Source organism: Sulfobacillus sp. TH-112 (assembly GCF_057473405.1).
Genome location: NZ_JBYCKN010000144.1, coordinates 1 through 20387 on the forward strand (window position 1 = coordinate 1; position 20387 = coordinate 20387).

Sequence of the window (20387 nt, forward strand, 5' to 3'; positions counted from 1 at the left end):
GCCAGACAACCGAGCCAGCGATGGGCAATGAGAAAACTTAATCCTCGCACCGCGAGATAGATCAGAATCGCGATAAGGATGTCTAGGCCAGGAAGATCGAGGGTGCGCATGCCCACGACTAGAACCAGCACAGGACCCCATTCTTTCACTACGCGGGTCCGTGCTCGCCAGCGCGCCTTTTTTCGATAATGGGCGGTACACAAGGACTCGCGAACTCCCTCACACGCTAAACAGATGGGCTGTGCGCACTGTCGACATTGTCGCATCGCGGCATAGTGGTGAATCGGGCACATGGTGGGTGAGGCGGTCTTTTCCGTCTGAGAGCGGGGCTCTTCTGAGGCATTGGTGGTGGGGGGGGTTCTTGAGCGCCCACTGGTAAGCCGCATTAATGCGTTTCATATATTCTTCTTGTTGTTGATAGCGATGGAGATCAGCCCGATATTGGTCGGGATGATGCTGGCGAACCTGTGTTAAGTACGCCTCGCGCAATTGTGAAATGTCGGATGTGGGAGGAATTCCAAGAATCTCCCAAGGATTTCGGGTATCCATGCAATCATCCCTCCTGGTCGCCTGAGCGAGAGTATGACCATTACGAGTATAGCCATGATCCCATGCACTTCATGTCGAGCCATCGCGTCAGATTCGACGATTTTTGGTCGAGCAACGGAGGGACCTCCCGTTCAATCGGGGAGGTCCTCGAGATGGTGCGGCAAAATGCTAGATGGTCGCGTCGGAGATAAATTGTGAGGGAGGCACCGAATCGACGTAAAATAATTGCGAGGCCCATGAAAAACCCGCACCGAACGCCACGGAGAGTAGCCACTGACGGGGGGCAATGAGTTTTTGCTGCAACATATCGGAGAGTGCGAGCCCGATAGATGCTGAACCCGTATTGGCGTAGCGCGACACATGCGAAAATACGCGTTCACTCGCTACGCCGACCTGATGAGTAACGGCATCGATAATACGTTGGTTGGCCTGATGGGGGACAACCCAGTTGATTTGATCGAGCTCTAAAGACGCCTCACTGACTAACTTCCGTCCAATCTCACTCATCATCGTCACCGCATGTTTAAACACTTTGGGACCTTCCATGCGGATGGTGTGGTGTTTACCTTCGGCGACTAATTCCGGGGTCAGTGCATTACGGGTGCCGCCATAGGGTTTGCCGAGAATATCGGCTTGGCTCCCGTCACTGCGCGACAACCCCGGTCCGATTCTGATCCCGGAATGTTGACCATCTGACGGTCCTAATAAAAAGGCGCTCGATCCATCGCCGAATAGCACAGCCGTAGCCCGGTCATTCCAGTCCAGGGCATGGGTCAATAGCTCTGTGCCAATGACTAACACTTTGCGGCCGGCCGCTGCCAGTGGAGCGGCAATCTGAAGCGTCTGCAAAAACCCCGCGCATCCCCCGGTTAGATCAATCGCCGAGGCGTTGGTTGCTCCGAGGTCAGATTGCACGAAACAGGCGGTTGCTGGGGACCACATTTCAGGCGTGTCCGTGCAAACCAAAATCCAGTCTACTTCCTCGGCAGGAAGATTTGCAGCGTCGATGGCCGCACGCGCAGCCTTTACGGACACGCTAGCGGTGGTTTCGTCATCGCCGGCCGTGCGGCGCTCTTTTATACCCGTGCGGCTTCGAATCCATTCGTCATTGGTATCCATGCGCTGACTTAACATGTCATTCGTAATAATATGTGGCGGAGCATATCCGCCCACAGACCAAATTAGTGGCTCAGTCATTCAATAACCTCCTATTGCCCCTTTTCGCTTATCGTCATGGCTTTTCCTTCCACAGTGAAAAAATAGTTTAGAAATGGCTCCTGTTACGGATAAAAATGGGTAACACTTGGTACGGATTGAACGTTATACTAAGTGGAGTTGTGTCGAGGTCATTGATGCATTCCTTTGAGATAGCAGAACATGGGCAAAATAGGGAAGAAGTCTCGGGAGGAGGTGTGAGAAATGTGGGAAGACTATTTAAATCTTGCGGTGTCTAATGTTAACGATAAGTATCAGGCGCGCCGTCTTAAGGCACATGTCCGGGCTCAACTTTTGGACCGGTTCGATGAGACCCGTCGTGCGGGATTAAGTGAGTTGGAGGCGTATCGGGCTGCTGTGGATTGGTTGGGAGATCCGAACCAGTTGTCAGAGCGGTTGGCTACGCCGATCAAGTATCAGCATGGATGGCTCTGGTTGCTCTCTGTGGCGCAATTGATTCTTGGGGTAGGAATTGTGGCTTTTAGCTTGAAAACTGAGTCATTTGCGGCATTGGCGTTGGGACGTATTATGGCTCTTTGGGGTATGGTGGCGACTGGTGTGCAAACCCGGCGTAACCGCAACGTGTCAAGTCACTTGCAACTGCTTCGATGGCGTATCCATGATGCATCGCGTCGCGTACCCACACGGGACTTAGCCCGTATGATAGGGGTGGGTTTTGGTACCGGGTTGGCTTTGGCTTTGGTGGCTAGTGTGCCTTGGAATCTTGTCACAGCCAACATGTTTCATCCGGTATTTATTTCCATGTTCGGCGCAGTCCTGCTCTGCGGCACGGTGGCAGGGTTGCCCTGGGTACTCTTGCGACGGTGGCTTGGGGCGGGACTATATATTGTGACGTTGCAGGCATGGGCTGCCCTTAGCTCGGGAATTGGAGCCACCGTTCTTATCCTGTGGCATCAAGGATTTGCTCCCCCACCACTTTTTAATTGGCAACCGGAAATGTTGCTCGCCGGGGGCTGGCTATTTACGTTCGCTGTGATACGAGTGGTGTCAGTCGTGGCGACGCTCAATGATCGCATGCTGGTTGACTTTTCTGACGATCACCGCTCCCCTCTATTTTAATTGGGTATCGGCCATTCGTAACGGGTCATAGACTTTTCACTGACGACAAGCGTAGCACGCGTCAGGTTGAGCGTCGTGAATTATTCAGCACACGCGGGACCCCCGGTGTTTCTTTTCGTGTGGTTATGCGCCCATTTGTGCGGTAAGGACGTGCCGTCCTGTTCACTTGAGAGACGCTACTATTTTATAGCCGCAATGAGACCTCGATTCCCGTGCACGTGCAACGTCGCCACCTCAAATCGGCACTCGCGCAACCATGTGAGATGCGTTTCCAACGTAACCGGCACATCCCCCTCTTCCTTCTGCGCCATCTGGTGCTGCCCAAAGGTGTCGCCTTCTTGCAGAGCGGTGCCGGACCCGTGCCGCCGATCCAACCGCTGCCACACAGACCGTAAAAGCGGGAATACGACGGCGTTTTCCCTTTCAGTCTATCCAACAGCAGGAACCCACCTCCCGGCCGCAACAGGGAGTGGATGCGCCCCAAATCTTCGTGAATCGCGGTAAAGCGGTCCCCATATCGCTGCAAACGTTCCACAGCCAAGGCGGCCATCGCGGCCGAATTGTCGATGCCGACGACGTGGACGCCCGCCCGGTATATGCTCAAGTAGCAGCTCTTCGACTTTTCCGGACCCATAACCCAAGTCCAGAATGCAATCGCTAGGAGTCGTGAAATCGTTAAGCATAGAAATCAGGATATCCAATTGTTCTGCGCGCGTGGGATTGATCACATCGTCTTGCCCATCCATTCCTACGCCGCCGCTGCGGGATCATGCCAGTCATGCGGCATGGCAACACCATCTCCTCTTGAGAATTCTCACAGGTCTCTTCTGGTACCTTACGTCAAATGGTGAACAATATCACACCGCGAGATGAGTGCGTCCGGCATCCGTGACGGCCTGGCGATCCCATGTGACCGGAATGACCTCCTGTCGCCGCTGGATCGAGGAGCCCGCATCGAGTGGCAATCACCGTATGGAGGGTCCAAGGGGGTGAATTCGTGCCGTGTTACGGTGTGACTCCGGTGAGTTTCACGAAGCCACTATTCCCTTGCCAGATAATGCCGAATGGTCCAGCGCTAAAAATTCCTGCGCTGACGTTGAGGGGGTGAATGGTGTGTTGCATAATGATGGCCATCGCTCCGTTGGGGAGGAGATTCTCGATAACGAGATGATGTTGAAACACCCCAAGTTCAGGAGGATTATACGCCACGAATCGGTACCAACCGGTGTAATGGGCTTGATGAATGACGAGAAGATATTTCGGAATGGGTCCGGTCCTCTCTAAGAGCAGTACAATCCCGCTACCGAGCGTCCGAGCCGTGAGCAGTAATGGCCATCGCTGGGGATTGACGGTCGCGACCAGGCGTGTCTGTCCCGAAGGAACGGCTACCGAGAGCAGTGAGCCGTCTTGGTCGGTCGCGATGAGCGAGCCGTGTTGCAGTAGGGGATGTGCTTGAGCGGGCACCCCAGCAATTGATAAGGAGAGAGGGTGGCCGTTTTCTTCAATGTGATGAGTCATAGAATTCCAGGTGAGGGCGATATTTTGGCTTGTGAACGCGATCGCCGAGGAGTGCGAATAGCTGGCCAGGTGATGGGAGAGACCATTTAATACCTTGACCGCGCCCTGTCCGGTAACCCAGCCAATGTATTGACCGTTGGCACTATAGGAGAGCTCATCGACCGGGTCGGTCGGTACATCAGTTAACGTATATGTCGCGGTACCATCCACCCATCGGGCCTGACTATCATGTAATATAAAGGAGACTGCCGATGTCTTAGTGATGGGAAGATACCATTCTGCCGCGGATAGCTGGCCTTTGGGTAGCGTCAGGTTTTGGGTATGTGCGCTAAAAGATTTTCCTAACACTAAGGGGTGGTTTGTGGGATTAAGAAGCGGGTCCTTGGTTTTCCAGTGAACCACCTGAGGAGTAGAACTGGGACTGGTGGACTTATCGACACGACGAAATCCGATGATGAGGGCGACAATAACAATGATGCCGTATATGAGAAATTGCCAACGACGGTTCATGGATGAGACCTCCTGAATGTGGTCAGCATAGCGGATTCGAGGAATTGTGACAACTGTATGACGGTGGGAGTTGTTGGGTACATAGGGAAGAGCACAGAACGTTGAACCATATTTGAAGATAAAGGAGCAAGCGGATGCGTCTTTCAAAAGTTCAAGAGATGATTGCCGGGACCGGGTCAGTGCTGGCGTTAGCGCCCGGAGAGGATTTTCGCTATGTGGTGGGATGGACTCCTCTGGGGGATGAGCGTCTGACTTTTCTTCTGGTGGGAGAGCACCAGGTAAGATTAGTGATCGCGTCCGTGAATGCCGAGGAGGCCGTGGCTCATCTAGGTAAAGAATTTCCTGTGGCACGTTTTACGGACGATGCGGGTCCAGATCAGACGCTGGAGGAGGCCCTTTTAGCCCTCCAGCCGAAGAAGTTGTTGGTATCTGACGATGCTCGTTATGCGCATGCGCGCATGTTAGCCGAGGTAAGTCAAAAGCCGTTGGCATTAGCCTCAGATATTATGGCGCCACTGCGCATGCAAAAAGATCAACGCGAAGTGGAACTGTTGACGAACAGCCAGCAAATTAATGATGCGGCCATGCTAGCGGCCTTCGATGCGCTCCAAGTGGGGATGACGGAGCTTGAACTGGCTGATGTGATTCGTCGCGCTTTTATTGCCAATGGGGCGGATCGGGAAGCGTTTATCATTGTGGCAGCGGGGGAACATAGTGCGCTTCCGCATCATAGCCCGACGACTACGCCATTGGCACCTGGGCCAGTATTGCTCGACATCGGCTGCTTTTATGAGGGCTACGCCTCCGATATGACGCGCGTTGCGTACTTGGGCGAGCCCACGTCAGAATTTCGGCGCGTACATGCCATCGTCGAAGAGGCTGTAGAACACGCCCATCGGACGGCTAAGCCCGGTGTGGCAGCAGAAGAGGTTGATCGAGCGGCCCGAACGGTCATTGCGGATGCCGGTTATGGACCGCAGTTTGTTCACAGGGTGGGTCATGGCATTGGACTCTCGGTGCATGAGCCTCCTTCAGTCATGGAAACGAATCGGCTGCCTCTGCCGTTAAATGCCGCCTTTTCGATTGAACCGGGGATATACTTACCGGGTCAATTTGGTGTTCGGCTGGAAGAAGTGGTGGTGAATCGTGCCGACGGCGCCGAGATTTTATCACGCGTTAGTCGAGACATTTTTGTGAAGGCGCTATCCTAGTTCTGAGTGCGAAAGATACCCGCTTAGAGGAAGGGGAACGGATATGGAGAACGACAACTTATTAGGGCACGAAGCCCCAGATTTTACCTTACCAGGTACCGATGGGCCCATCCACCTCAAGGAATTGCGTGGACGAGTGGTCGTATTATATTTTTATCCCCGCGACAATACACCGGGCTGTACAACGGAAGCGTGCGATTTCCGTGATGTGTATGCCGATCTCAACGCCGGGGGGGCGGTGGTGCTTGGGGTGAGTACGGACTCGCTTGCCAGTCATCAGAAGTTTCGCGCCAAACATCAGTTGCCGTTTCCTTTATTAGCCGACGAGGATGCCGCCGTGGCCAAGCTTTACGGGGTATATAAGCAAAAAAATATGTATGGCAAAGTGTCGTGGGGAATTGAGCGAAGCACTTTTGTGATTGATGCGGACGGGCGGGTGATTCGGGCGTATCGCAAGGTCAAAGTGCCCGGTCATGTGGACCATATTATTCGCGAAGTGCACCATGTTCAGCTATGACCGCTAGGAAAGTCAGCCGTATCTTAGGTGTGTTAGAACAGCAGTATCCCAATGCGACCACGGAACTTGATTTTGAAACACCATTTCAATTGTTGGTGGCCACGATGCTGTCGGCACAATGTACTGATCGGCGTGTCAATGTCATTACGCCCAGGCTCTTTGCCCGCTATCCCGATGCGCACACCATGGCTCAAGCGAAGGTTGAGGAGATCGAGGCGCTGATTTTCGATTGTGGGCTCTTTCACACGAAAGCCAAGAACTTGTTGCGGACGGCACAAATATTGGTCGATACCGAAAATGGACAGGTGCCTTCCGAGCGGGAGCAGTTGATGACGTTACCAGGGGTGGGCCGAAAGACGGCTAATGTGGTGGTCTCCAACGCTTTTGGACAAGATGCGATCGCCGTGGACACCCATGTATTTCGCGTGTCTCACCGACTAGGATGGTCCTCCGCCAAAGATGCCGACGGCACCGAGAGAGATTTAATGAAGTTATTGCCTAAGAAGACCTGGTCGCGGGCCCATCATTGGTTGATTCTCCACGGTCGCAGGGTCTGCAATGCCCGCTTGCCACTCTGTCATGCCTGTCCGTTGGAAAGCGATTGTCCGAAAGTGGGAATCGCTGTGAAGGGGGGATGAAAGCTGCTCTTACTGGTCGAAGATAACGTGATGTTTACGCTACCCATTGTCGAGATCGCTCGCGCGATGGGCGTAGAGGTTCACATCGCGAGTAGTAGCGACGAGGCGTTGAGTGTCCTCGGGAGTCTTCCGATTGACGCGGTATTAATGGACATGCGCATCAGTTCCGATGAATTCATAGCGCAAGTGGTGGGAGTCTATCCGGTCGCCGGCTTTGGTCCCCACGTGGAGGGAGAAAAGTTCTTGGAGTTCCGGAAATACGGGGTGAAAACGCTATGGCCCAACTCGAAGCTGAGAGACAAGCTTCCCGAGTGGCTGAAGAGCGTCACTAGTGATAACCATTAGTTAAGCTGCCATTGGCGATTATTACTCCGGTTCATGGCCTCTCAATCTAGTGCGTAGATATAGGTTGAGGTGGTGGCAATGACGGTACTCGTCTTAAGCGGTGGCGGCCTATGGGCTTTAGCGGGACTCGGTGTGGCGAAGGCTCTTCAGGAAATGAATGTGACGATTGACGGGTATGTGGGGACCTCTGCCGGCGCAATGGTCGCCACCCTATTAGCCTTAGGGCACTCCCCGTGTGGCCTTCAGGAGATCGCGTTGCGCTTACGGTCCGGGGGGCTTAGCGGCGTGCTGAAGCCGTGGGGTCGTGCCCTCGTCAGAGGGCGCTGGCCGACAGCGGTGGGCAGTTTGGAGTCGGTATTCGCCTGCGTTCAGCCGCTATGGAGTGCACGACAATGGGAAGACTTGACGGCGCCTGTATGGGTGGTAGCGACTTCCCTGACTCAGCGCCACCCGATCGTCTTTGGGCCTGGAGAGCCTGCAGCCACGCCCTTGTCTAAGCGCTGTGACTTAGACTGGGGAGCGACAATTCTTCCTCTACAGCAGGCGGTGAGGGCCTCAATGGCGTTTCCGGGGTTAGTGGATCCGGTGGTATATGCCCACGGTGTCTTGGTTGATGGTGGGGTGACCGATGACTACCCGGTGGATGTGGCAGCATGGCTTGGCGCCGATCATATCATTGGGGTCTGGGTGGATGAACAGAGGGTTTATGCGCTGCCGCGGGTGTGGCACGCCGGACATATTGCTACTGGCGCCGTAACCGCCATGATCCGTGAGTTATCGATCATCCGAATGAGGCAAGTCACGATTCCTCGCATGGATGTGCGGATTGAAATGGATGGGGGACATCGCGTGTGGAGTCGGGTGGACGACATCATGCAGCGCGGGTATGACGAAATGTGGAAGCGGCATGCGGAAGTCGTGAAGTTGCTGCCATTAGGCGGTTACTAGGGGACGAGGTAAGATGGACCTTAATGAGATGAGAAGGAGTGGTGGCATGGATAGTTCGCTAAATCGGCTTAATCCCTTTCCTGTCTACGAGGAGATGCGGGATCATCATCCCGTCGTTCGCGATCCCAGGACGGGAGTGTGGTCTATCTATCGTTACGACGATGTTGAGACGGCGCTCTCAGATTATCGTCAATTTCGTTCGGGAAGTGGTGAGCCGAATCGCTTGCATATGGGTCCGGGTGCAAGCATTATTGGTATGAATCCTCCGGATCATCGTAAGATGCGCGATATTATATCTCGAGCTTTTACGCCTCGTGCGGTAGAGCAACTGTCGGCGCGGATTGAAGGCATTGTGGAGGACCTTTTAGATGCCGTTATTCCCCAGGGCTCGCTGGATATTGTCGAAGACTTGGCGTATCCGCTGCCCGTGATTGTCATTGCTGAGATGCTGGGTATTGCGGCCGAGGATCGTGCGGATTTTAAACGGTGGTCAGATTTAGTGGTGTCTGGAACCGATAATCATGCCATGGGACATGAAGGAATTGAATCCATGAATGCATACTTTCTGGCTATCGTCAGAGAGCGTCGCCTCCACCTAGGAGACGATCTCATTTCCGCCCTCATTGAGGCCGAAGTGAATGGGGAGCAATTGACGGATGCCGAAATTGTATCCTTCTGCGATTTACTCTTGGTGGCGGGGAACGAAACGACCACTAATCTGTTGACCAACACCATTTGGACGATGATCGACTACCCTGACGTCTGGGGGCAACTGGTGAAGAGTCCAGAGTTGTTGCCGCAAGCCATTGAAGAGGTATTGCGATTTCGATCGCCGGTGCAGGCGATGTTTCGTCATACGGTGGGCGAGGTGCAATTTCCTGATGGTACGCGAATCGAGCCCGACGCTACCGTGGTGGCATGGATTGGGTCGGCGAATCGCGATCCGCGCAAATTTCCTCATGCGGACACTTTTGATCTCTGGCGCTCTCCCAACCAGAACATCGCCTTTGGTCATGGCATTCACTATTGCCTGGGAGCCCCATTAGCCCGTCTTGAGACTCGTATAGCGCTTACGGGATTATTGAGTAGACGGATTTCTGGATTTGAATCCCAAATTCCGCCAGAGCAATACGAGCCGGTGGGTGGATTTATCGTTCACGGCTTGAAGCGCCTACCGGTGTCGGTGTTTGGCTAGTACGAGAGCGAAAAGTGCATTAGTCCGAATCGTTAATGACGTATAGGGCGGGTTAAAGACGTGGCATAATGGTGCGATGTTTCGACGATCCGGATTCTCTAAGTGATCGTCATCTGCAGTGAGCCTTCGTCACTCAGAGGGACTGTCATATTTAATGGACTAGACGACATCGCTCGGGGTATCGAGATGCTGAAGAAAAGCCTTCGTCTCCACGATAGTCCGTAATCGTTCGACCGCATCCACACAATCGCTAAAGCGAGTGGTGGTGGGAACCGGGGCTAATCGGATGATATCGGGGTAGCGAAAGTCGGGGATGACGCCGTTTTGACGTAGCGCCAAACTGATTTCGCGGGCATAGGGATGAACCAGCGCTAGGTGTCCTCCTCTGTTGGGAGCGGATAGCGGAGTCACACAGGATATCCCTAACGGTTCTAAACGCTCGCAGAAGAGTTCGTGAAGAAATTCTACTAAACGCGTTGATCGATCATAAAGGGCGGTAATCCCAACCTCGGCTAATAGGCTGACACTTCCCGCTAAGGCCGCCAGGGATAAAATACTAGGGGTGCCGAGCTGGAGGGCATGAGCGGTTGAGGCACCGAAAAACTCTTCGGGCATGTGAAATTGTTGGTCATTGGCCGACCCCCACCAACCTCCCATTCCGGGACTGATGGGCAGATGGGAACGGTGCACAAAGGCGCCCCCAGGCGCGCCCGGACCACCATTCAGATATTTATAGGTGCAAAATACGGCGGCATCAATGGCATCCCTGTGCAATTGATGCGGGATGAGTCCTGCGGAATGGGATAAATCCCAAATCACGAGGATGCCCTTAGATCGTAACTTGGTGGTGATTTCGGCCATGGGGAGTTGTTGACCAGTCGTGAACACGACCGAGGGTAGCACCGCTAATCGCACGCCCTGGTCGGCCTGTGCGAGGATGGCGTCAATGCTTAGGTGGCGTGACACATCCGTGGCAATTGTTAGGCGATGGGTTTTCGCTAAGAGCCCACGACTGGCGAGAAAGCTATCGACGGCGTAACGATCCGTGGGAAAGGCCAATTCATCAATTAAGATTTTTTGACCGAGGTCTTGCGGTCGATAAAACGTGGCTAGTAGCTGGTGCAACATCACCGTCGTGGACGCCCCTAACGTGATCTCTCCTTCCTCTGCACCCATAAGGGTTCCGAGCTGGTTTGAAATATCTTCCGCCCATGTAAACCAGGGTCGTGATCCTTGGTTCCACCCCATCACGCCGTGGGAACCCCATGCATCTAACGCCTCTTCGACATATGATCGGGCGCGATCACTCATTAAGCCCAGTGAGTTTCCATCAAAATAGAGAAGGTCTTGGGGATGATGATATCGGTCAGGGAGCGACCCTAATGGATCGGTGCTATCGTAATCGACAGCTCTGTCTCGGAAGGTTGTCATGGAGTGGACTCCTGTTCTGGTCGGGATGGGAAAGACGGTGAGGATTGACGCGGGTAGCGGGGCCAGGTGGGGATATAGCGCGAGAGAAGAATGTGACTTCCCACCGCGACGATTGTAAATGGTAGGACTACGACAAAGGGAAACCAAGGTCCGGGTTTAAGAAGTAAGGGATACATGGAGAGGGCGATGGCTGGAGGATGGTAGAGACCGATGCGCGGAAGAAGCCATAGCATAACGGCCGCGACGATAGCAGCAGCCATGGGTCCATGGGTAAATAGCGAGACCAATGTGCCGATAAGAGCGCCGAGAGTACTGCCGAAGACCACCGGAAGGGGTTGCGCCACGGTTTGCTGACAAAGATAGATGAGGATGCTGAGGGTAGCCCCAAAAGGGGGAACTAAATAAATGGAGAGAGAAGTGAGTGGATGGTCGAGTCGGGCCATAATGACTAGCAGTGCTAATGCCCACAACACGGGCCCGATAGACACGCGGGTGGGAAAGGTGTTTTGCTGAATCCAGCGTCTCATGTCATACCTCCTAGCATATTCGTTGCTAGTGTAAACGATTTCTTCGCTCCGAAGCCATCGAAGGGAGCACTTATGCGCGAATACCCCCAAGATCCCGTCAACCATCCGCCGAAGGTCACTTCTGGGCAGGGCAGGTGGAGTCACAATGTTTTATGATTCAGAGGTCATAAGGTCGTTGATTCCTCATTCCGTTTGCACATTACTCTCAGCGCACTGTCGAGTACCGTCGTCCCATGCTGGCGTACCTGGGCTCGATCTCACGTCATGCTGTTCGTTCCGGGGCTCCTTTTGTGCCATCTGTGGCTTTCAGTGATCAGTGATTAGTGACATTCTTAGAGTGCCAATTGGGATAGGGTGTGGGCCTCGGGCGCCACCCCTGTTGTTCCGAGGAGAACCTGTAGGATGACAATGAACGAGGGAACGGTGGTCGGTACGGCGAAAGGGCCCTCGGAGTGCTGATAAAAAGATCATCATATCGTGGTCCCGTATATTCCCAATTTCGTACGTTCATGGTATCTATTAAATATTTGACATCACAACGCGCGTTACACAGAAGTAAACTTTATAATAGCAACCAACTAAAAGTATAGGTGATGACCAATTGATGACAACATCGAAGCGTAAATGGTGGATTCTGGCGGTAGTGACCCTGGTCGCTTTTGTCACCAATTTAGATGGCACCATTGTCGTGGTCGGATTACCGCGATTAGTCGCGGGACTGCATATTACGGTGACCACAGGACTGTGGACTTTAACAGCATATATCATTACCAGTACGGTTTTTCTATTGCCTGCCGGACGGTGGAGCGACATGGTGGGGCGCAAGAATATTTTCATGGCGGGCCTCTTCATTTTTACTATTGCAACCTTTGGCTGCGGCATTGCTCCTACGGGGACGTGGCTCTTGATCGGACGATTCGTTCAAGGGAGCGGTGCGGCATTGTCGTTGGCGACGGCCACGCCGATTATTGTGAGGGCTTTTGAACCCAAAGAATTAGGGCGTGCTTTGGGCATTAATTCGACGGCCTGGGTTATGGGGTCGATTGTTGGGCCGGTAGTGGGTGGCATTCTCGTGAGCACTTTGGGCTGGCGGTGGATCTTCTTCGTGACGATTCCCTTTGCCCTCATCGGTATCGTGGGAGCATGGTTTATTTTGACCGATATGGTGACACCCAGTGACGCGAAAACCGATGTCGGCGGAATGGCGACCTTTGGTCTGGGATTAGTGGGCCTCTTGCTCGGACTGTCTCTGGGTCAAGGTTGGGGCTGGACCTCCGCGCGCACGATTCTGGTGTTGGCTATAAGTATTGGCCTTATCATTGCGTTTGTTGTGGTGGAAAATCGCTCCAAACAGCCCATGTTTGATCTGGGTTTAATGCGCCATGGACATTATCGCGCTGGACTTGGAGTGACGGTCAGTTATTCCATTGGTTACTTTGCGACCACATTTCTCTTGACGATTTATCTCCAAGGTGCCGTTCATCTCAGTCCAATTGATGCCGGACTCATGCTGGTTCCGTTGTCCGCACCGCAACTAATCATGGGCCCTTTGGGTGGCATTATTGCCGACCGCTATGGCCCATCACGCTCGGTCGTATTGGGTGTCTTCTTTTTAGCTGTCGGCGGGTTCTGGTTGGGCCATTTGGGTAATACCTTTAGTGCGATGGCGGTCATCTTACCGTTAGCGCTCATGTCGATGGCCAATGGGCTGGCCTGGCCGGCCTTAACGAAGGCGGTGATGTCCACCGCTCCGGCCGAACGCACCGGGGCAGCATCAGGCATGTTTTACACCTTTCGCAATGTGGGAATGGCGCTTTCGCTGACCTTGGCATTGGTCGTCGCGGAAGCGAGTCTCCCGCCACGGATCGCTTCTCAAGTCTTTTTGGGCACGTCCAATCTCCTCAATCCGCTGATGAAAGGGGACCTTATCCATGCGACCGATGCAGGATTTTGGGTGTTCGTCGGGTTCTATCTGGTCGCCCTGCTGTTGGCACTTCCTCTGCTGCGTCCTCATCGACCGAAAGGTACAGTATTAACGGAAGAACGTGCTATCTAAACGGTACCGGTGGAAAGAGGCGTTCCCCCAACGCATCCCGTGAGGATAGCAGAGGGATCACGAGCTTTCTTTGTGATTGATCGTGGTGAACCGGCTTTCAGGGGAAGGTCCAATCCTCGATGGCGTCGAACGGTGCTGTTTTATCGCGCTAGAAAAATTATCCAAAATGCGATCGGGGATTCTTAATGCGCAGGAGAAATTCTGGTCGATGGGGAATGGATTTAGCAAGCAGTGAAAGGGAGGTGTGCATTATGTTTCAGAGTGACTGGAGAGTAACTCATGAGGTGCCAAAATCCGCAGAGGTGATTATTGCCGGTGCGGCCGACTTCGCATCGGTGTCTCAAATCCCGCTTTCTCGACTCGGAGAAAGTCCCATGGTGTTTCTTAGCGAGGGGCAGCCGCCGATTGTGGTTGTGCCAGAGGGTACGACACGAAGGAAAGTGCAGAAGGCGTTCAAAGAAGCGGCGAAGTTAGCTCGCCAATTCCATCCCGGTGAGATTGCGGTGGCAGTCGATCATCTCTCGGATAGCGATCGTCGCCCGGCGTTGTTTGGGATTGGTCAGGGGCTCTATCAGTATCGGAAGCCGGACGAAGACACCGTGGGTGCTCGGGTTGCGGTGGTGACTGAAGAGCCAAAGAGCTACATAGACCAGTTGGTATTGATAAAATACCAGTCTTGGGTGCGTGATTTGATTAATATTCCGTCCAATCTGAAGCCGCCAGAGCGTCTGGCCAGTCTCATCAAGTCGGGTAGCCCCTCTACCATCGAGTGGTCGCTCTTTGATCAAAAGTCGCTTCGTGACATGGGAGCCGGAGGCATCTTAGCGGTTGGCGAGGGTAGTCATCGCCCCCCGGTGCTATTGGTAGGTCGCTATGAAGGGCAGCCCGGGGCGCCTTTTCTCGCATTGATCGGCAAGGGCATCACTTTTGATAGTGGGGGAATTTCGTTGAAACCCGGTGATGGCATGGGACGCATGAAAGGAGACATGGGCGGGGCAGCCGCGGTGGCCGGTGCGCTACGCGTTTTAGCTGAAATGCACGCCGAGGTCAACATTCTGGCTGTCATGCCCTTAGCCGAGAACTTACCCGGAGGGGGGGCGTATCGTCCGGGAGATGTCCTTACGATGATGGATGGCACCCAGGTCGAAGTGATTTCGACTGATGCCGAGGGGCGTTTAGTGTTAGCCGACGGCGTGACCTGGGCACGGCGACAAGGAGTGTCCGCCATTATTGATATGGCGACCCTCACGGGAGCTAATGTGGTTGCCTTAGGCGGCATTCGTAGCGGACTTATCACCAATCATGACGTGTTGGGGCGACTCGTGGTTCAAGCGGCCGATGCTGGGGCAGAACCGACCTGGGAATTACCGCATGATGAAGATTACCAGGATCTGAATAAGACGAGTGCTGCTGATATTAAAAATAGTGGTGGTCGACCAGCGGGGACGGTGACGGCGGGTCTCTTTATAGGGCATTTTGCCGGGTCGGTGCCGTGGGCACATTTAGATATCGCGGGGCTGTCTTTTGATGCCGACGGTGGAATCGGAGCGGGAGCCACGGGATATGGCGTATCCACACTTGTGGAGGCCGCTTATGCCTATGCCAGGGCACCGGTCGAATGAGCGCACGCTAGATCCCATACGGCATGGCAAGTCATCGCTGGATTCGCTACGATGACGTAAGGGAGGGAACGTGATGTCAGAACTGGTGCAGACCAGCTATGGATGGGTCCGCGGGTTGAGAGACAACGGAGTGCGGGTGTGGAGAGGGATTCCCTATGGTCGGGCTCCGATAGGGGGAGATCGATTTTGCGCCCCGCGCGCTCCTGAGTCCTGGAGTGAGGTGCGCGAGGCGGTCAGCTTTGGCCCGATTGCCATCCAATCGGACGCTCCTGGGCTACTTAGCGGAACCAGCGGAGCCTCTCAAAGCGAGGACTGTCTCTCTCTCAACGTATGGTCTCCTGTCGACATGGATGAAGCGCTTGCTCCGGTGTTGGTGTGGATTCATGGTGGCGGCTACGTATTTGGCAGCGGAAGCACTCCTTGGTATGATGCAAGCTCGTTTGCTCAACGCGGTTCGATGGTGGTGGTAACGATGAACTACCGTTTAGGTCCGTTCGGCTTTCTCTATTTACGGGAGCAATTTGGAGAGGAGTTTGCCTCGTCTGGAAACGCGGCATTGTTAGATCAACTGCTCGCTCTTCAGTGGGTAAGGGATAATATCGCCAATTTCGGCGGCGACCCGCACCGGGTGACCATTGCGGGAGAATCGGCGGGCAGTTGGAGTGTAGGGGCACTCATGGCGATGCCCGCCGCAGAAGGTCTCTTTCAACAAGCCATTTGCGAAAGTGGCGTTCCACCAGAGTTTTTAGCGCCGGAAGCGGCATCCCAAAATGCGCAACAGGTGTTGGATGCGCTCGGAATTAGGGACCATGAATTAAAGAAGCTGCAAGAGGTGTCTGCACGCGACTGGATCGAAGCCGCACGGTCTCTTCCGCAGACGCGCATGCCGTGGTTACCGGTATTAGATGGCACCATTTTTCCTCGGCCGTTTTGGGATGCGATGCGAGAGGGATGGGCGCGTCACGTGCCATTGCTCATTGGCACGAACCACGACGAAGCGATGTTGTGGGGAGCCATGAACGCCGAGTGGAAAAGTGTCAATACCGATCAAGCCCTGGCGGCGTTTGAACGGCAGTGGGACGTGATACCGTCTGCGATGCGCCATGTGTATCTGGATGAGGGGCGATTTCCCTCTCTTTTTGAGGCGTTAGTCCAATATGCGACGATGCATACCTTTCGGTATCCCAGCTTGCGGCTGGCGGCGCTGCAGTCACAAAAGGCTCCAGTATGGATGTACCGATTTGATTGGAAGAGTACCGCCTATGGCGGTGTGCTCAGGGCCTGCCATGCTATTGAGATTCCTTTTGTGTTTCACACCATCGATGCTCCAGGGGTGAAAGAGATTACGGGGGATTCGCCGGATCGTTCGATGGTCGCAGACACGGTACACCAAGCATGGATAGCTTTTGCTCGCGAGGGGGATCCTCAAACGTCCGCTATTCCACGATGGCCTCACTATGATCTCGAGAACCGCGCCACGATGATTTTCGATAGCGTGTCTCACCTGGAACGAGACCCGGAAGGGGATTTAAGACAGTTATGGGAAGCGTTTTACGATCAACCACCGTATTGAAGGCAGTAGGACGGGACGCATGGTAACATCAAGCGTGAGGCCATGAGAGAGACACTGTGGTCATGTGATGGATAAGATAAAGGAAGTACTACATAGGAAACGGGGCGATAAGTGATGGAGGAACGTCCTTCATACCGGCTACCACGCAATGTGATGCCGCAACGGTATGCATTGGAGGTTACGCCAGATATAGCGGCGGCAACGTTTGCGGGGATGGTATCCGTAGAGATAGAGGTTCTGGAGCCGACTCGCGAAATGCTATTGAATGCCGTGAACATCAGCGTGAACGAGGCGCATTTGAACCACTCTTTAGGAGAAAAATTGCCCGCCCAGGTGAGTTATCGAGAAGAGGATGAACAGGTGGTGTTCACTTTTGCCGATGAGATTGGGGTCGGACACTATGTGCTCGATATCAGCTACCAGGGAATACTAGCTGAAGATCTTAGAGGGTTCTATCGCACGACGGTGACCAATGCCGACGGGTCAACCTTGCAGGTGGCGTCAACGCAGTGCGAAGCGACCGATGCCCGGAGGGTCTTTCCGGGTTGGGATGAACCAGAATTTAAAGCACGGTTTCAAGTGAACCTGATTGTGGATTCTGACCTGGTGGCACTTTCTAACGAACGAGAAATAGGAAGACAAGATCTGGGTGAAAATAAGGTGCGTGTGGAATTTGCGGAAACGATTCCCATGTCTACCTACTTGGTCGCTCTGGTAGTGGCCCCATTCCAACTCACCGAGCCGCTTATGTTTGGCCAGGTTCCGATTCGTATTGCCGCTCGACCCGAGATGATGCATCTCACCAGTGTCGCCGAAGAAGCGGCCCACGATACGTTGGCGTTTTTTGAGAAATATTTCGGTATCCCCTATCCGGCCAGCAAGATTGACCATGTGGCTATCCCGGAATTTGCTGCAGGCGCCATGGAGAATTTGGGGTGTGTGACCTATCGGGAAGAGGCGCTCTTAATCGACCGCGACGGCTCCGCTCCCATGGAGCGTATGGGAATTGTCACTACCATTGCGCATGAAACCGCGCATATGTGGTTTGGGGATTTGGTGACGATGCGGTGGTGGAACGGCATATGGTTAAATGAGGCATTCGCGACGTTTATGCAAACCATCGCGACCGAGGCGCTCCATCCTGAATGGGATATTTGGACCATTTTTGGTCCGAGTCGTGCCTATGCCCTATCGATTGATGGTCTCATTGCCACGCGGCCGATCGAATATCCTGTGGGGCCACCCAGTGAGGCATGGGGAATGTTTGATGCTTTAACCTATCAAAAGGGTGGAGCGGTACTCCGGATGATGGAACAATATTTGGGCGAGGACACCTTCCGAAAAGGGGTGCGTGAGTATTTAACGCGCCATCAATATGGGAATACGGAAACCGCGGATCTCTGGGATGCGTTGGAGTCCGCTTCAGGAGAGCCGGTTCGATCGGTCATGGATTCGTGGGTACTTCAGGCGGGCTATCCTTTAGTACGGGTGGAGCTTCTGGCAGAGGGACAGATCAAGTTGTCGCAGCGCCAATTCCAGTATACTTCCTCAGGCGACCATGTGTGGCAGATCCCGGTCATCATCGGCATTGGTCTGTCGGATGGTACTCAGGAGACACGACATGTGATTTTGGGAGAGGACGACCTCACCTTAACGGTACCGAGCGACATGAAGTGGATTATGGTGAATCGGGGGGCATGGGGATTTTATCGTGTAGCCTATGATGAGGTGTTGTGGAACCGATTAATGGCTATCCGAGAGGACCTCACACCGCTGGAACGGTTAGGGCTTGTGGACGATGTATGGGCCATGGTGCTGGCCGATGTGGTGCCGTTGAGTCATGCGGTGCATCTCTGGGGCACCTTTCCTCGTGAAGATGATCCGAATGTGTGGAGCGCTCTATACCACCAACTGAACCTGCTGGACATTATTGCGGATGAGGATGAGCGACGCACGTTGCAGTCCTTCGTTCGTCAAATTACCCATCCGTTGGTTCAGCAGTTGGGCTGGACCCCGCAAGCGGGAGAAGCTGTCAGTCGAGGGCGATTGCGATCACTGGTGATACGCATTGCAGGAACGATTGGCAATGACCCTCTAATCCAACAAGAAGCTCGTGAGCGATTCGAGGCGCATATCGTCGGCAGTACCCGCATACACCCCGAACTATTGACGGCGATTGTAGATGTGGTGAGCCATTCGGGACAATCCGAGGAGTGGCACGTCATCTATGATCAATATAGGAAGGCCAAGACCCCTCAGGATGAAAAACGCTATTTGCGCGCCTTGGCCGACTTTACGTCACCGGATTTAGTGGAGCGCACCTTATCCATCTATGATTCGACTGAAGTAAAGATACAAGACGGGACGATGGTGTTGGGGCGAGCACTCGGTAATCGCTATGCACGGCATGCCACCTGGAATTACTTAGTCAGTCATTGGGACGAAGTGACGAAGAAGTATCCGCAGTTCATGTTGCCAGCGATAGTCGAGCCCCTCTCGACTATCGTCGAAGAGGATCTGGCGGAAAGCACAGTAGAGTGGTTTGGGGCACATCCTATGCCGGACATCGCGCGGCATATTTCCCAAGCTCTCGAATTTCAGGCCATTCACCGAGCCTTTGCGCAGCGTGTGCGCGGGCACATGGATCAATTTTTAAACGTCTAACTAGATAAAGTCGATGTGAGGCGGGGACGAAGGAGCCGATATGCTCTGTCGCCCCCGTTTTCAATCACACTATCACGATCTTCCGATGACAAGACTGTTGAGGAAGACTTCTAAGAAAAATGGTTTGCGCGGAAAACGATTAGGGCTCTCAGAGAAGACGGTCCCATCGATCCCAACCGTAGGATTCCTCCTCCAACACGTGCCCACCGATGGTAATGTTTTGACTAGCCACATGTTGGCCACCAAGGTGCTGATAGAATAATCGCGAAGGATTGTCGCGTAACACCCACACCTTCATGGTGCGATAGCCCTGTTGCATGAGCCATCGGGCACCGGCCCGGACGAGTTCTCGCCCGGCACCCATTCCTTGCCAGCCTTTCATGAGATAGAGGGCATAAAGTTCACCGTCAAACTGTGGGTCATACGTACGAATGGCTCCGATGTGGATAAATCCTGTGATATGTCCTTTGGGGGACGTCGTCACCAAAGTTTGAATATCGTCCCTTTGCAATTGGCGCACAAGCGATGCAATTCGATTGTCCAGTTGGCGTTCCATGTCATCGAGCCAGGCGTTATCAATAATCCCACTATAGGTCGTACGCCAACTCGCTACATGCACGCGAGCGATGGATTCGGCATCTTGTGGTTCCGCCTTGCGAATGAGGTGTATAGCGGACACGGGGGCACATCGCATACGCGCTAACCTAACAGATCATTGACTCACTTTGGGGCCTTCTTTTACGTGGTCGCTCATGGAGTGCTTTCGTCCACGCCCGCGAGGCGAGGCA

General features: G+C 53.8%; 18 protein-coding genes and 1 pseudogene. 11 read left to right on the forward strand and 8 right to left on the reverse strand.

Annotated elements, in window-relative coordinates; translation table 11 throughout:
- From ACOJWD_RS10190 to ACOJWD_RS10200, 3 genes and pseudogenes are all read right to left on the reverse strand, one after another.
- Positions 1-203: pseudogene (locus tag ACOJWD_RS10190) on the reverse strand (J domain-containing protein); the annotation flags it as partial.
- Positions 204-219: 16 nt separating this feature from the next.
- Positions 220-549 carry a J domain-containing protein gene (locus tag ACOJWD_RS10195; RefSeq protein WP_486993125.1) on the reverse strand — a complete coding sequence of 110 codons (330 nt, stop codon included), beginning with the start codon at positions 547-549 and terminating at the stop codon, positions 220-222.
- Positions 550-717: 168 nt separating this feature from the next.
- Positions 718-1746 carry a beta-ketoacyl-ACP synthase III gene (locus tag ACOJWD_RS10200; protein ID WP_486993126.1) on the reverse strand — a complete coding sequence of 343 codons (1029 nt, stop codon included), beginning with the start codon at positions 1744-1746 and terminating at the stop codon, positions 718-720.
- A 222-nt stretch (positions 1747-1968) separates the two neighbouring features.
- On the opposite strand from ACOJWD_RS10200, the gene ACOJWD_RS10205 reads away from it, so the two are divergent.
- A complete protein-coding gene (locus tag ACOJWD_RS10205; RefSeq protein ID WP_486993127.1) occupies positions 1969-2844 on the forward strand; it encodes a permease prefix domain 1-containing protein in 876 nt (291 codons plus the stop codon).
- A gap of 179 nt (positions 2845-3023) precedes the next feature.
- Here the strand turns inward: ACOJWD_RS10205 and ACOJWD_RS10210 are convergent, their stop codons facing one another.
- Both ACOJWD_RS10210 and ACOJWD_RS10215 read right to left on the reverse strand, forming a co-directional pair.
- Positions 3024-3218 carry a hypothetical protein gene (locus ACOJWD_RS10210; protein WP_486993128.1) on the reverse strand — a complete coding sequence of 65 codons (195 nt, stop codon included), beginning with the start codon at positions 3216-3218 and terminating at the stop codon, positions 3024-3026.
- A gap of 631 nt (positions 3219-3849) precedes the next feature.
- On the reverse strand, positions 3850-4872 hold the full coding sequence (locus tag ACOJWD_RS10215) for a hypothetical protein (protein WP_486993129.1): 1023 nt from the start codon (positions 4870-4872) through the stop codon (positions 3850-3852).
- Between the two features lie 134 nt (positions 4873-5006).
- Here ACOJWD_RS10215 and ACOJWD_RS10220 point away from each other — a divergent pair, with 134 nt between their 5' ends.
- From ACOJWD_RS10220 to ACOJWD_RS10245, 6 genes are all read left to right on the forward strand, one after another.
- Positions 5007-6083, forward strand: a complete 1077-nt coding sequence (locus ACOJWD_RS10220; protein ID WP_486993130.1) for a M24 family metallopeptidase — start codon at positions 5007-5009, stop codon at positions 6081-6083.
- A 43-nt stretch (positions 6084-6126) separates the two neighbouring features.
- Entirely contained in the window at positions 6127-6600 is a 474-nt protein-coding gene (locus tag ACOJWD_RS10225; protein ID WP_486993131.1) for a peroxiredoxin, read from the forward strand.
- The gene (nth, locus tag ACOJWD_RS10230; protein ID WP_486993132.1) at positions 6597-7238 is read left to right on the forward strand and encodes an endonuclease III; all 642 of its coding nucleotides are present in this window, start codon (positions 6597-6599) and stop codon (positions 7236-7238) included. Before ACOJWD_RS10225 ends, nth begins: the two co-directional genes overlap by 4 nt.
- Positions 7239-7268: 30 nt before the next feature.
- Complete coding sequence (locus tag ACOJWD_RS10235) at positions 7269-7583, forward strand: hypothetical protein (RefSeq protein WP_486993133.1); 315 nt, start codon at positions 7269-7271, stop codon at positions 7581-7583.
- Between the two features lie 78 nt (positions 7584-7661).
- On the forward strand, positions 7662-8531 hold the full coding sequence (locus ACOJWD_RS10240; protein ID WP_486993134.1) for a patatin-like phospholipase family protein: 870 nt from the start codon (positions 7662-7664) through the stop codon (positions 8529-8531).
- Between the two features lie 46 nt (positions 8532-8577).
- Positions 8578-9726 carry a cytochrome P450 gene (locus ACOJWD_RS10245; protein WP_486993135.1) on the forward strand — a complete coding sequence of 383 codons (1149 nt, stop codon included), beginning with the start codon at positions 8578-8580 and terminating at the stop codon, positions 9724-9726.
- A gap of 159 nt (positions 9727-9885) precedes the next feature.
- On the opposite strand, the gene kynU is transcribed toward ACOJWD_RS10245, so the two are convergent.
- Complete coding sequence (gene kynU, locus ACOJWD_RS10250; RefSeq protein ID WP_486993136.1) at positions 9886-11157, reverse strand: kynureninase; 1272 nt, start codon at positions 11155-11157, stop codon at positions 9886-9888.
- Entirely contained in the window at positions 11154-11684 is a 531-nt protein-coding gene (locus ACOJWD_RS10255) for an HPP family protein (protein ID WP_486993137.1), read from the reverse strand. The genes kynU and ACOJWD_RS10255 overlap by 4 nt, the downstream gene beginning before the upstream one ends.
- A gap of 604 nt (positions 11685-12288) precedes the next feature.
- Here ACOJWD_RS10255 and ACOJWD_RS10260 point away from each other — a divergent pair.
- The 4 genes from ACOJWD_RS10260 (at position 12289) to ACOJWD_RS10275 (ending at position 19599) form a co-directional block, all read left to right on the forward strand.
- Positions 12289-13740 carry an MFS transporter gene (locus tag ACOJWD_RS10260; protein ID WP_486993138.1) on the forward strand — a complete coding sequence of 484 codons (1452 nt, stop codon included), beginning with the start codon at positions 12289-12291 and terminating at the stop codon, positions 13738-13740.
- A gap of 251 nt (positions 13741-13991) precedes the next feature.
- Complete coding sequence (locus tag ACOJWD_RS10265; protein ID WP_486993139.1) at positions 13992-15362, forward strand: leucyl aminopeptidase family protein; 1371 nt, start codon at positions 13992-13994, stop codon at positions 15360-15362.
- A gap of 73 nt (positions 15363-15435) precedes the next feature.
- Positions 15436-16935: a carboxylesterase/lipase family protein gene (locus ACOJWD_RS10270; RefSeq protein ID WP_486993140.1), complete on the forward strand. Its 1500-nt coding sequence runs from the start codon at positions 15436-15438 to the stop codon at positions 16933-16935.
- 114 nt (positions 16936-17049) lie between these two features.
- Positions 17050-19599 (forward strand): M1 family metallopeptidase, encoded by a 2550-nt coding sequence (locus ACOJWD_RS10275; RefSeq protein WP_486993142.1) that lies wholly within the window; start codon positions 17050-17052, stop codon positions 19597-19599.
- A 148-nt stretch (positions 19600-19747) separates the two neighbouring features.
- Here ACOJWD_RS10275 and ACOJWD_RS10280 read toward each other — a convergent pair whose 3' ends face one another.
- Positions 19748-20278: a GNAT family N-acetyltransferase gene (locus ACOJWD_RS10280; protein WP_486993141.1), complete on the reverse strand. Its 531-nt coding sequence runs from the start codon at positions 20276-20278 to the stop codon at positions 19748-19750.
- Positions 20279-20387: the final 109 nt, after the last annotated feature.

Bases quoted from the DNA above. Each gene is read 5' to 3' on its own strand.
- ACOJWD_RS10270 (WP_486993140.1), top strand. From the start codon at position 15,436: ATGTCAGAACTGGTGCAGACCAGCTATGGATGGGTCCGCGGGTTGAGA.
- ACOJWD_RS10205 (WP_486993127.1), top strand. From the start codon at position 1,969: ATGTGGGAAGACTATTTAAATCTTGCGGTGTCTAATGTTAACGATAAG.
- nth (WP_486993132.1), top strand. From the start codon at position 6,597: ATGACCGCTAGGAAAGTCAGCCGTATCTTAGGTGTGTTAGAACAGCAG.
- ACOJWD_RS10195 (WP_486993125.1), bottom strand. From the start codon at position 549: ATGGATACCCGAAATCCTTGGGAGATTCTTGGAATTCCTCCCACATCC.
- ACOJWD_RS10200 (WP_486993126.1), bottom strand. From the start codon at position 1,746: ATGACTGAGCCACTAATTTGGTCTGTGGGCGGATATGCTCCGCCACAT.
- ACOJWD_RS10240 (WP_486993134.1), top strand. From the start codon at position 7,662: ATGACGGTACTCGTCTTAAGCGGTGGCGGCCTATGGGCTTTAGCGGGA.
- kynU (WP_486993136.1), bottom strand. From the start codon at position 11,157: ATGACAACCTTCCGAGACAGAGCTGTCGATTACGATAGCACCGATCCA.
- ACOJWD_RS10275 (WP_486993142.1), top strand. From the start codon at position 17,050: ATGGAGGAACGTCCTTCATACCGGCTACCACGCAATGTGATGCCGCAA.
- ACOJWD_RS10235 (WP_486993133.1), top strand. From the start codon at position 7,269: ATGTTTACGCTACCCATTGTCGAGATCGCTCGCGCGATGGGCGTAGAG.
- ACOJWD_RS10260 (WP_486993138.1), top strand. From the start codon at position 12,289: ATGACAACATCGAAGCGTAAATGGTGGATTCTGGCGGTAGTGACCCTG.
- ACOJWD_RS10245 (WP_486993135.1), top strand. From the start codon at position 8,578: ATGGATAGTTCGCTAAATCGGCTTAATCCCTTTCCTGTCTACGAGGAG.
- ACOJWD_RS10225 (WP_486993131.1), top strand. From the start codon at position 6,127: ATGGAGAACGACAACTTATTAGGGCACGAAGCCCCAGATTTTACCTTA.
- ACOJWD_RS10215 (WP_486993129.1), bottom strand. From the start codon at position 4,872: ATGAACCGTCGTTGGCAATTTCTCATATACGGCATCATTGTTATTGTC.
- ACOJWD_RS10255 (WP_486993137.1), bottom strand. From the start codon at position 11,684: ATGAGACGCTGGATTCAGCAAAACACCTTTCCCACCCGCGTGTCTATC.
- ACOJWD_RS10220 (WP_486993130.1), top strand. From the start codon at position 5,007: ATGCGTCTTTCAAAAGTTCAAGAGATGATTGCCGGGACCGGGTCAGTG.
- ACOJWD_RS10265 (WP_486993139.1), top strand. From the start codon at position 13,992: ATGTTTCAGAGTGACTGGAGAGTAACTCATGAGGTGCCAAAATCCGCA.